Source organism: Rossellomorea sp. LjRoot5, from assembly GCF_964253455.1.
In the GTDB taxonomy this organism is placed as follows: Bacteria; Bacillota; Bacilli; order Bacillales; family Bacillaceae_B; genus Rossellomorea.
On sequence record NZ_CAXUQN020000001.1, the window covers coordinates 4,154,841 to 4,170,825 of the forward strand.

Consider the following 15,985-nt stretch of genomic DNA (forward strand, 5'->3'; position numbering starts at 1 on the left):
ATCTTTATCTAGTTTTCAAAGAACAAATCCTTTTTTATCTCGTAAGAGACAAAAAGTTTTGATGGTGGTTATTTTGCTTTCGCAAAAAACCTTGTTAAACCATCAAAACTGAACAAAACTTCGACGTGTCAAACGTTTTTGTAAATCTTCCTTAGAAAGGAGGTGATCCAGCCGCACCTTCCGATACGGCTACCTTGTTACGACTTCACCCCAATCATCTGTCCCACCTTAGGCGGCTGGCTCCAAAAGGTTACCTCACCGACTTCGGGTGTTACAAACTCTCGTGGTGTGACGGGCGGTGTGTACAAGGCCCGGGAACGTATTCACCGCGGCATGCTGATCCGCGATTACTAGCGATTCCAGCTTCATGTAGGCGAGTTGCAGCCTACAATCCGAACTGAGAACGGTTTTATGGGATTGGCTAAACCTCGCGGTCTTGCTGCCCTTTGTACCGTCCATTGTAGCACGTGTGTAGCCCAGGTCATAAGGGGCATGATGATTTGACGTCATCCCCACCTTCCTCCGGTTTGTCACCGGCAGTCATCTTAGAGTGCCCAACTGAATGCTGGCAACTAAGATCAAGGGTTGCGCTCGTTGCGGGACTTAACCCAACATCTCACGACACGAGCTGACGACAACCATGCACCACCTGTCACTCTGTCCCCCGAAGGGGAAAGCCCTATCTCTAGGGTTGTCAGAGGATGTCAAGACCTGGTAAGGTTCTTCGCGTTGCTTCGAATTAAACCACATGCTCCACCGCTTGTGCGGGCCCCCGTCAATTCCTTTGAGTTTCAGTCTTGCGACCGTACTCCCCAGGCGGAGTGCTTAATGCGTTAGCTGCAGCACTAAGGGGCGGAAACCCCCTAACACTTAGCACTCATCGTTTACGGCGTGGACTACCAGGGTATCTAATCCTGTTTGCTCCCCACGCTTTCGCGCCTCAGTGTCAGTTACAGACCAGAAAGTCGCCTTCGCCACTGGTGTTCCTCCAAATATCTACGCATTTCACCGCTACACTTGGAATTCCACTTTCCTCTTCTGCACTCAAGTTCCCCAGTTTCCAATGACCCTCCACGGTTGAGCCGTGGGCTTTCACATCAGACTTAAGAAACCACCTGCGCGCGCTTTACGCCCAATAATTCCGGACAACGCTTGCCACCTACGTATTACCGCGGCTGCTGGCACGTAGTTAGCCGTGGCTTTCTGGTTAGGTACCGTCAAGGTGCCGCCCTATTCGAACGGCACTTGTTCTTCCCTAACAACAGAGCTTTACGATCCGAAAACCTTCATCACTCACGCGGCGTTGCTCCGTCAGACTTTCGTCCATTGCGGAAGATTCCCTACTGCTGCCTCCCGTAGGAGTCTGGGCCGTGTCTCAGTCCCAGTGTGGCCGATCACCCTCTCAGGTCGGCTACGCATCGTTGCCTTGGTGAGCCGTTACCTCACCAACTAGCTAATGCGCCGCGGGTCCATCTGTAAGTGATAGCTAAAAGCCACCTTTCAACATTTCCTCATGCGAGGAAATGAGTTATCCGGTATTAGCCCCGGTTTCCCGGAGTTATCCCAGTCTTACAGGCAGGTTACCCACGTGTTACTCACCCGTCCGCCGCTGATATCAGGGAGCAAGCTCCCTTCAATCCGCTCGACTTGCATGTATTAGGCACGCCGCCAGCGTTCGTCCTGAGCCAGGATCAAACTCTCCGATAAAAGTTTGAATAGCTCTTTAAAAATGAATCTAGAATTAACGTTGACGTATTGTCTTGTTTTGTTCAGTTTTCAAGGTTCAATGTGTAAGTGCTTCTCTCGAAGCGACTTGACCATCATACCAAGAATGCAGTGTGTTTGTCAACAACTTTTTTTGAGATGTTTTATCATCCTGCTGAATGTTGTGATGTACCCGCTGCTCTCTTCCGACGGTTTTTAAAGTATATCAAGCTATTAGATATTCGTCAATAGATTTGATAGATTTATTTCGAAAACTTTCAAACCTTTCTAATAAGGTTTCGTGATTCTTCTATTAAAACATCCTCTTTCTTCTATATATGGTCAAAAACAAAACTGGCACACCTTCCGCTATGGATAGTGTGCCGGTTTTTTATAGAATCATTAGTCGATCTTAATTACGTTTTCGTCGTTACGATTCACTTTACCAGACTTCTCGATTGTTACTTGTTGACCTTCTTTTAGGTTAGTGAAGATAATCGGTGTCATGATGGAAGGTGCGTTTGCTTTGATGTAGTCAAGATCCACTTCCAGTAATGGTTGACCGGCTTCTACCTGGTCTCCCTCTTTTACTAGCGCTTCGAATCCTTTCCCTTCCAGTTTCACTGTATCGATTCCCACGTGGATCAGGACTTCACGGCCTGCTTTGGACTCAAGTCCGATGGCATGCTTTGTCGGGAAGACGTTTACGACTTTACCTGTGATAGGAGAAACGATTGTTCCTTCTGTCGGTACGATCGCGAAACCGTCACCCATCATTTTACCTGAGAATACTTGGTCAGGCACTTCTGTGATGTCTTTGATTTCACCTGTGATCGGAGCTACAAACTTTTCGTTATTGCGTTCAGTTTGAAGAGCTTCCGGATTCACCTCTTCGATTTGTTGCTCTACTTCTTCGTTTGCGTTTGTTTCTACTTTTCGTGGCGTTTTTCCACGGATGATGTCTTGCATTTGAGATTTGATTGTATCTGATTTAGGTCCAAAGATCGCTTGAATGTTGTCTCCAACTACAAGTACACCTGAAGCACCTAACTTTTTCAGACGATTTTTATCCACGTTTTGCACGTCATTGACAGAAACACGAAGACGAGTGATACATGCATCTAAGTGAGCAATGTTCTCTTGTCCGCCCATTGCTTCAAGGATATTGTACGGAAGATCGCCCGCTGAACTTGCCGGAGCGTCATCTTCGTCTTCATCTACATCTTCACGACCCGGAGTCATAAGATTGAACTTGCGGATAGCGAAACGGAATCCGAAGTAGTAAATGAAAGCAAACACAATACCTACCGGGATGACGATCCAGGCATTCGTTTGCGGATTGATCAATCCGAATAGTACGTAGTCAATTAATCCACCCGAGAATGTCATACCGATCTTTACATTTAACAGATGCATCGTTAAGAATGATAAACCTGCGAAGATACAGTGTATTCCAAATAGTACAGGTGCTACGAATAAGAATGAGAATTCGATTGGTTCTGTAATACCTGTCAAGAATGAAGTCAAGGCAGCAGAAGCCATGATTCCACCTACAACAGCTTTACGTTCCGGCTTAGCTTCATGGTAGATCGCTAGTGCCGCTGCTGGAAGACCGAACATCATGAATGGGAATTTACCTGTCATGAATGTACCGGCAGTAAGGTCTTGTACACCATCTTGAATTTGTTTCATAAAGATTGCCTGGTCCCCACGTACAACGTCTCCCGTTGCAGAGGTGTAAGAACCGAATTCGAACCAGAATGGAGCATAGAAAATGTGGTGTAATCCAAATGGAATAAGTGAACGTTCGATTACACCGAATACAAATGCTGCCAATGCTCTATTTTCACCAAGCATAAAGTTTGAGAATGTGTTAAGACCGTCTTGAATCGGTGGCCAAATCAATAGCATCAATAATCCTAGTACAACGGAAGATGCCGCTGTTGCAATTGGAACAAATCGTTTACCTGCGAAGAATCCTAAGTATGAAGGAAGTTCGATTTGATAGAAACGATTGTACATTGACGCCGCCAGGATCCCGACGATGATACCGCCGAATACACCTGTTTGTAAGGTTGGGATACCGAGAACCATTGCAAATGCCGGATCTACGTTATCACCTGTAACATCAGGAATACCTAATCCTTCTACTGTACCCATCGTTACGTTCATGATGAGGAAACCAACGATAGCCGCTAAACCGGCCACCCCTTCTCCACCGGCGAGACCGATGGCAACACCGACTGCGAAGAGCAGTGCCAAGTTTCCGAAGATAATTCCACCCGCTTGTTCCATTACGCTGGCAACGGTTTCAACGCCGCCGTTATTAAGGAATGGAGCAATGTCTAGAAGCGTTGGATTTTGAAGAGCATTACCAAACGCTAGTAAAAGTCCTGCTGCAGGTAAGATCGCAACTGGAAGCATTAATGCTTTACCGACTTTTTGTAATACACCAAAAGCCTTTTTAAACATGTGAGTTTCCTCCCTTTATTTTTCATTTTTCGACTAATTAGATGATTGCGCCAAACAAAAAAGGCATGAGAAAAGAGGATAATGAACGTATATGGATAGACTACCCCAAAATACACGTTTCAATTATCTTCTTCACTCATGCCTGATCGAATCAGTAACACGTAAGAAAGATAAGTACATTAATTCACTTTATTTTGAATCCGTTGAAGATGCATCGTGAGGTATACTGCCTCTGCATCGTACACGGGCTTTTGCAATGTTTGCTGCATCATCTTAATCAGCTTCCATGATAGATTATAGCAGACAGGATATTCTTCTTTCAACAGTTTTGCTATTTTTTCTGGTTCTTCTACTCTTTCTCCCCGTAAAACCCGTTCAATCGTATAACGGATATGTCGTATGAGCCTCATATAATCGACGCTTTCTTTGTTGATTTCAACGTCCAGCTGTAGTTCGATCATCCCTATCAGACGACTGATCAACTGAGAATGCTGGTTCACTTCGGAAAGATCCTTGTTCATCATGGCGCTGTGAATATGAAGGGCAATGAACCCCACTTCCCCTTCAGGCAAATGCACATCGGTCATATCATTGATCATGCCGACGACTTCTTTCGCTATTTCATATTCAAAAGGGTACAGCGTTCTCGTTTCCACCAGAAACGGATTCCTGATCTCCATCCCTCTCATCAATCGGTTAATGGCAAATAGAATATGGTCTGTAAGGGCAATATGGATATGCTCGTTAAGAAATGAATTGGTTCTTTTCCTGATCAATTCGATGGCAGAGATAATGACGTTTGACATATCCTCATTTAAAAAAGGAAGAAGGTTTTTGTATTGCTCCTGTTCTTTTTCCCCTTTTAGGACAAACATCTTTTCGGCAATATCATTTTGGATGGGATCACCCTTTTTCCGGTTGAACCCTATCCCTTTCCCGATCAGCACGACTTCTCCGTAGCTCTCGTGAACGGCAATCAAAACGTTGTTATTTAAGGCTTTTTTTACATTTAAAGTAGACATACTCAATTCTCCCTATATATTCGACCATTTTCGACACTACCCGATTCCATGATTTTAACGAAAACTGACCCTTTTTTCAATTGATACTTCTTACCTTTGTACTACTTTCTCTACCTTTGTCGCTATTCCCTTTATTTATTTTCTACACTTTCTCTGATAAAAACCAAAAAGAAGCTGATCTGTAAGAGATCAGCTTCTGATGAATGGTTGTCTAAACTTATACCAGGAAGATAAAGTACAGTACAAAGATCACAAACAGGAAGTACATGATTGGATGGATTTCTTTCACGCGACCCTTCATGATCATCGTGATCGGGTAGAAAATGAACCCGATGGCGATACCTGTTGCAATGCTGTACGTTAGGGGCATGGCGACAATGGTCAGGAATGCCGGTACAGCTACCTCGAATTTCTTCCAGTCGATTTCACCTAGTGACGATACCATCAGTACCCCGACAATGATGAGTGCCGGTGCCGTCACAGCCGATGTGATGACGGCAAGTAACGGGAAGAAGAAAATCGAAAGGACGAAAAGGATGGCAGTCACAACGGATGCGAATCCTGTCCTTGCTCCAGCTGCAACCCCTGCAGATGATTCAATATATGACGTTGTGGTCGATGTTCCTAAGATAGCGCCGACTACCGTTGCACAAGAATCTGCGAATAACGCTTTTCCTGCACGCGGTAATTTGTTCTCTTTCATCAGGCCTGCCTGATTGGCTACCGCTACGAGGGTACCGGCTGTATCAAAGAAATCGACGAATAAGAACGTCAGGATGACCACTAGCATTTGGATTGTAAAAATACTGCCTGCATCATTGAACAATGGTTCCAGCGCTGCCCCGAATGTCGGAGCAAGACTTGGTGCCGCGTCCACTACTCTTTCCGGTGTATCGATAAGGCCCGCGATCATTCCTACGACGGCCGTTACGACCATCCCGATGAAAATCCCGCCTTTAACGCCCCTTGTCATCAGGATCACCGTAATGATGATACCGAAAATGGCAAGTAACGTGGTTCCCTTCGTTAAGTCTCCAAGTCCCACTAATACTGCATCGTTGTTTACGATGATTCCTGCATTTTGAAAGCCGATGAAGGTAATGAACAGCCCGATTCCCGCTCCGACGGCGTATTTCAATTCGGCTGGGATCGAGTTTATGATTTTTTCCCGGATGCCTGATAACGTCAAGGCAATGAATATCAGTCCCGAAATCAATACTCCCGTTAAAGCAGATTGCCAAGGTACACCCATCGTCAATACGACCGTGTAAGCAAAGAAGGCATTCAAGCCCATCCCTGGTGCGAGAGCAATCGGATATTTCGCGATCAATCCCATGATTAACGACCCGATGGCCGCTGCTAATGCTGTTGCCACAAACACTGCACCGTAATCCATTCTCATGCTGTCCGGAAGATCCGGAACAGATTGAAGGGTCAACGTGAGCGGGTTAACGATTAAGATATAGGCCATCGATAGGAAGGTGGTCAATCCCCCGATGATCTCCCTTTTATAATTCGTTCCTAACTGGTCGAACTGAAAGAAATTCCTCATTCTTGTACTCCTCCTATAGAGTCGCCGTAGAAAATAAAAAAACCTCGAACTACCAGAGTTCAAGGCTTTGACTGTTAAGATCCAGATTGATAGCCGCTAAAAAAACGGTCCTATCATCCATCACCTCGTAGTCAAGCCATTTACGGTAGCTTGGTAGAAACGCTCGGGCCTTATTCCCGAAATTATACGACGTAATACTTTTATAATGTTTTGTTATGATTACAGTACTATTGTACCAACATGAAATGAGCCCGTCAATACAAAATACGAACATTATTATATATTTTTCGATTTAATGTTCGTTTAATACAAAAAACGACAGGTGTCCTCCGTCTTTGTCGAAACGGAAGAACCTGTCAGCTTTACAACTATTCCATTACTCCCACTCAATCGTTGCAGGTGGCTTACTCGTCACATCATACACCACGCGGTTGATATGATCGACTTCGTTCACGATGCGTGTGGAAATTTTCTCAAGGACATCCCATGGGATACGCGCCCAATCAGACGTCATACCGTCTATGGACGTGACAGCACGGATTCCGATTGTGTAGTCATAGGTTCTTGCGTCACCCATGACGCCGACACTTCGGATGTCAGGAAGAACGGTGAAGTATTGCCAGATGTCACGGTCAAGTCCTGCCTTTTTGATTTCATCACGAAGGATATAATCAGACTCACGGACGATTTCAAGCTTCTGCTCGGAAATTTCACCTAGCACACGGATACCAAGACCCGGTCCCGGGAATGGTTGGCGCCATACGATTTCATCCGGAATACCGAGTTCAGAACCTAATGCACGCACTTCATCTTTGAATAATGTGTTCAGCGGCTCAATCAGTGTGAACTGCATATCTTCAGGAAGCCCGCCGACATTATGATGAGACTTGATCGTTTGCGCAGTCGCCGTTCCGCTTTCAATGATATCTGTATACAACGTACCTTGCGCAAGATATTCGATGCCTTGAAGCTTCGTCGCTTCATCATCAAACACGTAAATAAATTCATTCCCGATGATTTTACGTTTTTGCTCAGGGTCGGATACACCTTTTAATTTATTCAAGAAACGATCCTGGGCATCCACTTTAATCACGTTCATATTAAAGCCGTCAGCGAATGTCTTCATCACACTGTCAGCCTCGCCTTTACGGAGAAGGCCGTGATCGACGAAGATACATGTCAATTGATCACCGATTGCTTTATGGATCAATACGGCCACTACAGATGAATCGACCCCGCCGCTTAATGCGCAAAGGACCTTTTTGTCTCCCACGGTTTGACGGAGCTTGTCCATTTCCATTTCGATGAAGTTCTCCATGGACCAGTCGCCTGTGCACCCACACACTTCGAATACAAAATTCTTCAGCATTTCGTTTCCATGTTCTGAGTGTCGTACTTCAGGGTGGAATTGCACCGCATATAACCCTTTCTCCTCGTTACTCATAGAAGCGATCGGGCAAGATGGATTCGTTGCGTTCACATCGAATCCTGCAGGAGCTTCGACTACAAGATCCCCGTGACTCATCCATACGACTTGCTCTTCGGAAAGATTCGAGAATATTTTGGACTGTTTCTCAATATTGATGGCTGCCTTCCCGTACTCACGGTGCTTCGCACGTTCCACTTTCCCACCAAAGTGCATCGTCATAAGCTGCATGCCATAGCAGATCCCAAGAATCGGAACATCAAGATCAAAGATGCGCTCATCACAACGGAATGAATCTTCACCGTACACACTGTTCGGACCGCCGGAGAAGATGATCCCCGTCGGATTCATTTCCTGGATTTCTTCAAGGGTAACTGTATGCGGATGGAGCTCACTGTAAACACCAAACTCACGAATTCTTCGCGTAATTAATTGATTGTATTGACTTCCAAAGTCCAAAACGACGATCATTTCCTGATTGTGCAATTCTTCTTTACCAAGCATTCAGTTCACCTCTTCAGTTTATTTACCTACTACCATCTATTGTTGTTAGCATTCCAAAAAAATATAAAAAAAACTAGACTTCGCCTTAAAAAAGGCAGAATTCTAGTTTTTTGCATACACGGATGTCAACTAAGAACACTGCCTTCATAGTCCAGTCATTTAAGGTGACCGGGTAGATACTTTCGAACCGTATTATCGAGGATATACGAAGGATGCTAACGAACGCTATTTGAATTTGACATCATTTTATACTTTGTGGTCAATCGGGTCAACCGGTTGTCCTTTTAATTAAATTTTCCCATAATTCCCTCATCTTCATCCAATCTTCTGATGTTGGGCTCTGACCGTATAATATACGTTCATAATTATTGGTCAAACTGGTCATTTCACGGGTACCGAAGAACTGATCGATATATCTGGAATAGCCCCGTAATGTCTGACCATCATCCATTTTCAATCCGTATCTTCCCAATTGTTTCATGAGGGACAGATAGGCTTCCGAGAATACGTCATCTGATGACTTCCTGCGGTAATAGAAAATCAGGACATAAGGCATCCAGCGCCTTCTCACAAGGTATAATGCAATCGCAATGATGATCAGGAGAATGGTTCCCATCACGATCTTGCCCCAATTGTCCGCAATGAATGACGTGATATCATCCCAAAGCTTCGATAAAGAAAAACCATCACCGGAAGATGCGATATCTTCTTCAGGCTGCAGGGGTTGTTTCGGTGCTTCCTTTTTCTCCGGAATAGGGACTTCATTATCATCTGAATCGGGTATATCAAGGTCATACTGATAAGAAACATTGTTGCTGAAACCGACAGTAGGCTCAAACGGAACCCAGCCCACTTCCGGGAAGAACACCTCTACCCATGAATGGGCATTGTTGTTCGATACTTCGTAGAGTTTATAGGTGGAATCTACCTGCCTGCTATATTCCCCTTCTGTATAGCCTTTAGCCCATCTTGCCGGAATCCCGAGTGAGCGGACCAGCACCACCATGGATGTAGAGAAGTTATCACAATAGCCACGCTGTGTTTCAAAGAGAAATTGATCTACGTAATCCTGCTCTTCTTCCGGGACAGGAACATCAAACTGATCATACACATAGGCTTCCTTTGAAAAGTACCCTTCGATCGCCCTTACTTTGTCATACCAATTATCCTCTTCCGCCGTAATCTCAACAGCGAGGTCCTTGACTCGCTGAGGAGTCGTATCGGGCAGCTGGGTGTAACGATCGACGAATTCAGGGACCTGCATGATCTCCTGCTCTTCATTGGCCGCCTTCATCTTTTTCTGGGAATAAGACGGGGAGCGGTAGGACAACTTATACTCTTCAAGCTTAACCGTTTCATCGGCTTCTTTATAAGTCGTCACTTTTTCATCTATGGGATTGAAGCTGAAATACCCATTTTTATTCCCGGTGATCGTTTCTACCCCATAAGGATAAGCGACATGGGAATAGGTACGCTCGACCATGACCTTCTCACTTTCCAGGTCCCGCTCTTCATCCGATTGGGGTGACGGAATCGGTACCTTTTTCCCCGAATCAAACGTGAGTGGGTCCTTTTGATCGTCAGAAATCGACTGCTCCCATCCTTTCCCCGTATATAAATCCTTCGATTCAATTTTCCAGTAATGCTCCCGCGTCACCTCTGCATTGAAAATGACTGTGGGATCACCGACAAAGGGACCCCCAAGCTTAGTATCATCCGTATCGTAGCCAATCTTGCTGACACCACTTCCACCTGCCCCCTCAGAAAAGGATTGAAGATACGGGACAGGATCCGGCCAGATCGGGTCGGCTTTAGGTGCCGCAAAAGCAACAACCGAGCTGATCGTAAGCATCACCGTCAGTGGAACGATCCAGCGATGGCGGCTCATCTTGGAACCAAGGAGCTTCTCTCTTTGCACCAGCCTTTCAAGAGCCAGTAATCCCATGAGAAGAAAGCCGAAAATGACGACCCGTATAATCGATTTATCCCCTTCATATACAGTGAAAGTGTCAATTAAACACACATAAGTGACCGTCATTACATAAAACAGAAGAATCGTTTTTCGAACAGATAGCCAGTAATGGATCAAGTACGTCATCAGCCACAGAAGCACAAAGAACAACAAGCTTCTATACTCAAAAGACAAACTTGGCCATTCGCGCCCGAGGGTCAGTCCGAGATTCTCCCATAAATCATGACTGAACTCCTTGAACCACTTGGGAGAGAAAAAAGAGCCCATATAATACAACCCATGCAGACTGTACAGAATAAAAAGGATCTTCACAAATGCCGTGATAGCATAATGAATCCGGAAATAAGACAGGGTGAGGGCCAAGGCAATAAAGACAATAAAATAGGTCAGGCTTGCTGTGTCCGTTACAACTTTAAGTGGTTTTAACCACTCCCATAAAAGTAGAAATCCAAAGAAATAGGTCACGATCTTGAAATAGGAGTTCGCTGTTTCTTGCCTCATGCCCGTTTCACCTCCAGAAATGCCGAGGAGAAGTCGCCTTCAAAGCATACCTGCAATCGTATGCCGCGCGAGGAGGCATAGGCTTTCAACGATTTCTCTTCTGCGGTGTAAGCATCCCCTGCCCTCTTTACCAGAAAGATGACGACAGAGCTGTTCCGCTTCGCATATTCGTTCACGCTCATGATCATTTTTTTTGAGACGGATGAGGTCACAAATAGCACCGCCGCTGATTGAGAATAGTTCAATCCCGCTCCCTGCAGGACTTTCCATAGAGCAAACGGGCTGTCCTGCCTCACTTTCGCCAAGTGATAATTCAGCTGACTCAAGTGCTCATCTCCCCCCCGGATGGGGAAAGAAACATGATCTCCACCAATTGACACAAGACCGACCTGAGCCCCTTTTTTGACGATGGACCTGATCATCGATGCCGTAAAAGTCACCATCGCTTCAAACGTTTGTGAGGACTCCCTGTCGAGTACAATGAGGACATCGTGTGACTGGCGTTCCTCAAACTCCTTCGTCATCAGCTCATTGGTCCTGGCAAAGGTCTTCCAATGAATCCACGAGAAGCGGTCACCCGGTTGATACTCACGGATACCCGTCGCCATCGTCGTATCCTTTTGGATCTTCACGCTCGAAGTCGTCATCCCCTGGTCATATCGATTCTCAAGCGGTCGGTAAGGGACATCGACGATCGACGGGTAAACGAGGAGCCTGTCCACGCAATCCACCGTGGCTTCCTTTTCGAAAACACCAAAGAAATCACCTGTTTTGAGCCTGACTTTAGAAAAGATATGTTCCCCTCGGGGAAGCTCATCGATGTAATAGGTCAGTTTGATTCGTTTTCTGAATCCGGGATGAATCATCGCTTTCGCTTTTTGGAAACCGGACTGATGAAAGACAGAATCAGTCACCACATCCTCCAATACCAAATAAAACAGAGGAAACGGCAGCTTCCGGGTCAGGGTGATCGTAACCTTCAGTTCGTCCCCGGCCTTGTACTCAGCAGATTCAAAACTCCGCTCCACATAAAACTCCGATAACGGATATAAGAACACAAAAATCGAATAAAGGGAAAACGGCAAAAAACTGTAGAACAAAAACCAGCTCACAAACCCACCCTGAAACATCGCATATGAAAAAGTCACGCCCATCAAGATAAGAAGGAGCAAAAACTTCCCTAGCGGTTTAATAAATTGAAGTTTCGTCTTCATCTATCTCACAAGCCTTTGTACCGGGACCGGTATTCGCGCCATGACTCTCTCCACCACTTCTTCAGGGGTAATCCCTTCGTATCTCGCTTCCGACTTCATAATGATCCGGTGAGAAAATACGAATGGCGCCAGAAATTGAACATCGTCGGGAACGACATAATCCCTGCCTCTTAAGTAGGCATAGGCCTGGCATGCCTTCATCAGGGCAATCGATCCACGGGGACTTGCTCCCAGATACACATTGGCATGGATCCTTGTACGGTTCGCAATCTCTACAATGTATTTCTTAATGGTGTCATCCACCAATACTTCCTTGACATCCCCTTGGATATATCTCAATTCCTCAAGGGTCATAACAGGCGCCAATTCATCGATCGGTGGAGTCCTTTGGGCACGGTGAAGAACCTCCATCTCTTCTTCAGGTTCCGGATACCCCATCTTCATCTTTAAAAGGAATCGATCAAGCTGAGCCTCCGGAAGCGGATAGGTCCCTTCATATTCAATCGGATTCTGGGTCGCCATAACGAAGAAAGGCTTATCAAGCTTCCGTGTCATCCCGTCAATTGTGACGCTGCTCTCTTCCATTCCTTCAAGTAAAGCGGACTGTGTCTTCGGTGATGTACGGTTGATTTCATCCGCAAGAATGATGTTCCCCATGATCGGTCCAGGTCTGAAATTAAATTCCATCTCTTTCGGGTTATAAATCGATACCCCGATCACATCGGAAGGCAGTAAGTCCGGCGTAAACTGAATTCGCTTAAAGCTCGCTCCAACCGATTTCGCCAATGCGCGGACCATCATCGTTTTCCCTACACCCGGAACGTCCTCAAGCAATACATGTCCCCCGGCAAGCAGGGAAACGATGCTCAGTTCCGCTACCTTCCTCTTCCCGATCATGACTTTCTCTATATTATCAATGATACTTTGTAACTTTGGATTCACTGTCTCATGTGACATCGTACCCCTCCTGAATGATTCAAACTCATCTTTAACTATTACTACTTTCGTTTAAAAAGTCGAAAATCCTCTATAAAATGGGAAATTGGTAGATTATTTTTAGGGAATTGGTAGGATATGAGGGGCATCGAGGTGAAGGTCAGTTCTGATTTTCGTAGCGGCATCTTGCTGTCATTCAATTTAAAAAGCCGATTCTCCATTATACGAGAATCGGCTTTTCCACTTGACTATTTCCAAAAATCATCAAACACCGTGACCGGCAGATGACGTTTGTGTTGAGTTTTCAGGTAATGACCTTCAATGGTTTTCTTAGCTTCAGCGGGTACTTCTTTCCCTTCCAGGTAATCATCCAGCTGATCGTACGTGACGCCAAGGGCTTCTTCATCCGAGAGCTGCGGACGGTCTTCTTCCAGGTCCGCTGTCGGTTTCTTATTGTATAAGTGTTCCGGACAGCCAAGCTCAATCAAAAGCATTCTCCCTTGACGCTTGTTCAGGCGGAAAAGGGGGACGAGATCTGACGCTCCATCGCCATATTTGGTGTAGAAGCCGGTAACTGCTTCAGCAGAGTGATCTGTACCGAGCACCACGCCATTTTTCATGGCGGCAATGGCAAATTGCACCTTCATCCGTTCACGCGCCTTTTCGTTCCCTTTGACAAAGTCGGAAAGCTCGACCCCGTTCTTCTTCAACGTTTCTACGCTTGCATCGACTGCGGGTTGTACATCGACCGTCATCGACACGCTCGGGTTGATGAATTCCAAGGCATCAATGGCATCCTGGGCATCTCCCTGTTCCCCGTAAGGAAGTCTGACGGCATAAAAAGCATAATCCGATGATGCTGATTCCTGATTCATTTCATCGATGGCCATCTGTGCAAGTTTACCTAATAAAGTAGAATCCTGACCTCCTGAAATTCCGAGGACCAGACTTTTCATGAACGAATGCTTCTTCAAGTATGCCTTCATAAAGTCGACGCTGCGACGGATTTCTTCCTGCGGATTGATTTCCGGGGAGACCATCATTTCTTCTACGATTTGTTTTTGAAGAGAATCCATTTCTTCACACTCCATGTTAGGTTTTATTACATCATATTATATCTCTTTATCTTGCCCAAACAAAGGGAATCTCACCAATTTCTGCTTTGTTTTTCTTTCACTTCGGCTTTTACACGATGAATCAGATCCATCTTATTGTTCCAGCACTCTTCACTTAAATCCACTGGGTACTCTTCCGGGTTCATGGAACGCTTATATTCATCCCATAACAATTCAAGATTTTCATTCACGAAGCTTCTCATTTCTGATAATGGAGGCGTATCATATACAAGCTCACCGTTCTTGAAGACCTCCACATGAAGTTCCCTCGCTTCAAAATTCGTGACGAACTTACTGATATACGTATGCACAGGGTGGAACATTTTCAACCGTTCCTGACTTTCAGGGTGCTCATGCTCCAGGGCAATATATTCGCCCTCTGATTTATGATTAACCGTATTGACGATGCGGTAAACCCTTTTCATCCCTGGAGTTGAAACTTTTTCGGCATTGCTCGAAATTTTGATCGTGTCTTCCATATCACCTGACTCATTTTCAATGGACACGAGCTTATACACGGCACCTAAAGCAGGCTGATCGTAAGCTGTGATGAGCTTCGTTCCGACACCCCATACATCAATCTGTGCTCCTTGAGCCTTCAAGTTCAGGATCGTATACTCGTCCAGATCATTCGAGGCAATGATTTTCGTATCCGTAAAACCTGCATCATCAAGCATCTTACGGGCGATCTTCGATTGATACGCCATGTCGCCGCTATCAAGACGGATCCCCTTGAAGTTAATCTTATCTCCAAGCTCCTTCGCGACTCGAATCGCCGTCGGGACACCGGACTTTAACGTGTCATACGTATCGACTAAGAACACACAATCCTTGTGGCTCTCCGCATACTTATGGAACGCCTGATACTCATCACGGTAAGCCTGAACCATGGCATGAGCGTGGGTTCCCGAAACAGGCATACCGAATAACTTCCCGGCCCGGACATTACTCGTCGCATCAAAGCCCCCGATATACGCAGCACGGGTCCCCCAAATCGCTGCATCCAGCTCATGGGCACGTCTCGTCCCGAACTCCATCACCACTTCATCCTGTACCACCTGCTTGATCCGGTTCGCCTTCGTCGCAATCAACGTCTGGTAGTTCACGATATTCAATATCGCCGTCTCCAATAACTGAGCCTGAGCAAGAGGCGCCTCTACACGGACAAGCGGAACATTCCCAAACGCAATCTCCCCTTCCTGCATGGAGCGGATTGTCCCAGTAAAACGAAGCTCCGCAAGATATTCCAGGAACGCCTCCTCATACCCCAGCTCCCGTAGGTACTCGATATCACTTTCCGAGAAATGAAACTTTTTCACATAATCAATGATCCGTTCAAGCCCTGCAAATACCGCATATCCATTGCCAAAAGGCAGCTTTCGAAAGAACACTTCAAAAACAGCCTTTCGATTATGGAAATCATCATCCCAGTAAGCCTTCGTCATATTTATCTGATACAAATCTGTATGCAACGCTAAACTATCATCTGCATAGTTCGTCATGTATTTCTCTCCTTTAAGCTATAGCCAATTGTTGAACATGATTGAGTCTTTTCTATTTTAACCAA

9 protein-coding genes, 1 rRNA gene and 2 riboswitches are annotated in these 15,985 nt (G+C 45.6%); all 10 genes read right to left on the reverse strand.

Annotated features, from left to right (window positions below; genetic code table 11):
- Positions 1-155: 155 nt before the first annotated feature.
- Positions 156-1,707: ribosomal RNA gene (locus ACSQ2E_RS21175) — 16S ribosomal RNA — on the reverse strand.
- Between the two features lie 399 nt (positions 1,708-2,106).
- Complete coding sequence (ptsG, locus tag ACSQ2E_RS21180; protein ID WP_435993907.1) at positions 2,107-4,176, reverse strand: glucose-specific PTS transporter subunit IIBC; 2,070 nt, start codon at positions 4,174-4,176, stop codon at positions 2,107-2,109.
- A 179-nt stretch (positions 4,177-4,355) separates the two neighbouring features.
- On the reverse strand, positions 4,356-5,198 hold the full coding sequence (gene glcT, locus ACSQ2E_RS21185) for a glucose PTS transporter transcription antiterminator GlcT (protein WP_435993909.1): 843 nt from the start codon (positions 5,196-5,198) through the stop codon (positions 4,356-4,358).
- 217 nt (positions 5,199-5,415) lie between these two features.
- Positions 5,416-6,750, reverse strand: a complete 1,335-nt coding sequence (locus ACSQ2E_RS21190; RefSeq protein WP_435993911.1) for an NCS2 family permease — start codon at positions 6,748-6,750, stop codon at positions 5,416-5,418.
- Positions 6,751-6,858: 108 nt separating this feature from the next.
- Positions 6,859-6,960: riboswitch (purine riboswitch) on the reverse strand.
- Positions 6,961-7,126: 166 nt separating this feature from the next.
- On the reverse strand, positions 7,127-8,680 hold the full coding sequence (guaA, locus tag ACSQ2E_RS21195; protein WP_435993913.1) for a glutamine-hydrolyzing GMP synthase: 1,554 nt from the start codon (positions 8,678-8,680) through the stop codon (positions 7,127-7,129).
- A gap of 127 nt (positions 8,681-8,807) precedes the next feature.
- Positions 8,808-8,909, reverse strand: a riboswitch (purine riboswitch).
- 39 nt (positions 8,910-8,948) lie between these two features.
- Positions 8,949-11,153 (reverse strand): DUF4129 domain-containing transglutaminase family protein, encoded by a 2,205-nt coding sequence (locus ACSQ2E_RS21200; protein ID WP_435993915.1) that lies wholly within the window; start codon positions 11,151-11,153, stop codon positions 8,949-8,951.
- On the reverse strand, positions 11,150-12,265 hold the full coding sequence (locus ACSQ2E_RS21205; protein ID WP_435993917.1) for a DUF58 domain-containing protein: 1,116 nt from the start codon (positions 12,263-12,265) through the stop codon (positions 11,150-11,152). The genes ACSQ2E_RS21200 and ACSQ2E_RS21205 overlap by 4 nt, the downstream gene beginning before the upstream one ends.
- Before the next feature lie 102 nt (positions 12,266-12,367).
- The gene (locus ACSQ2E_RS21210) at positions 12,368-13,324 is read right to left on the reverse strand and encodes an AAA family ATPase (RefSeq protein ID WP_435993919.1); all 957 of its coding nucleotides are present in this window, start codon (positions 13,322-13,324) and stop codon (positions 12,368-12,370) included.
- Between the two features lie 227 nt (positions 13,325-13,551).
- Positions 13,552-14,379 (reverse strand): ammonia-dependent NAD(+) synthetase, encoded by an 828-nt coding sequence (nadE, locus tag ACSQ2E_RS21215; RefSeq protein WP_435993921.1) that lies wholly within the window; start codon positions 14,377-14,379, stop codon positions 13,552-13,554.
- A gap of 71 nt (positions 14,380-14,450) precedes the next feature.
- Entirely contained in the window at positions 14,451-15,920 is a 1,470-nt protein-coding gene (locus tag ACSQ2E_RS21220; protein ID WP_435993923.1) for a nicotinate phosphoribosyltransferase, read from the reverse strand.
- Positions 15,921-15,985: the final 65 nt, after the last annotated feature.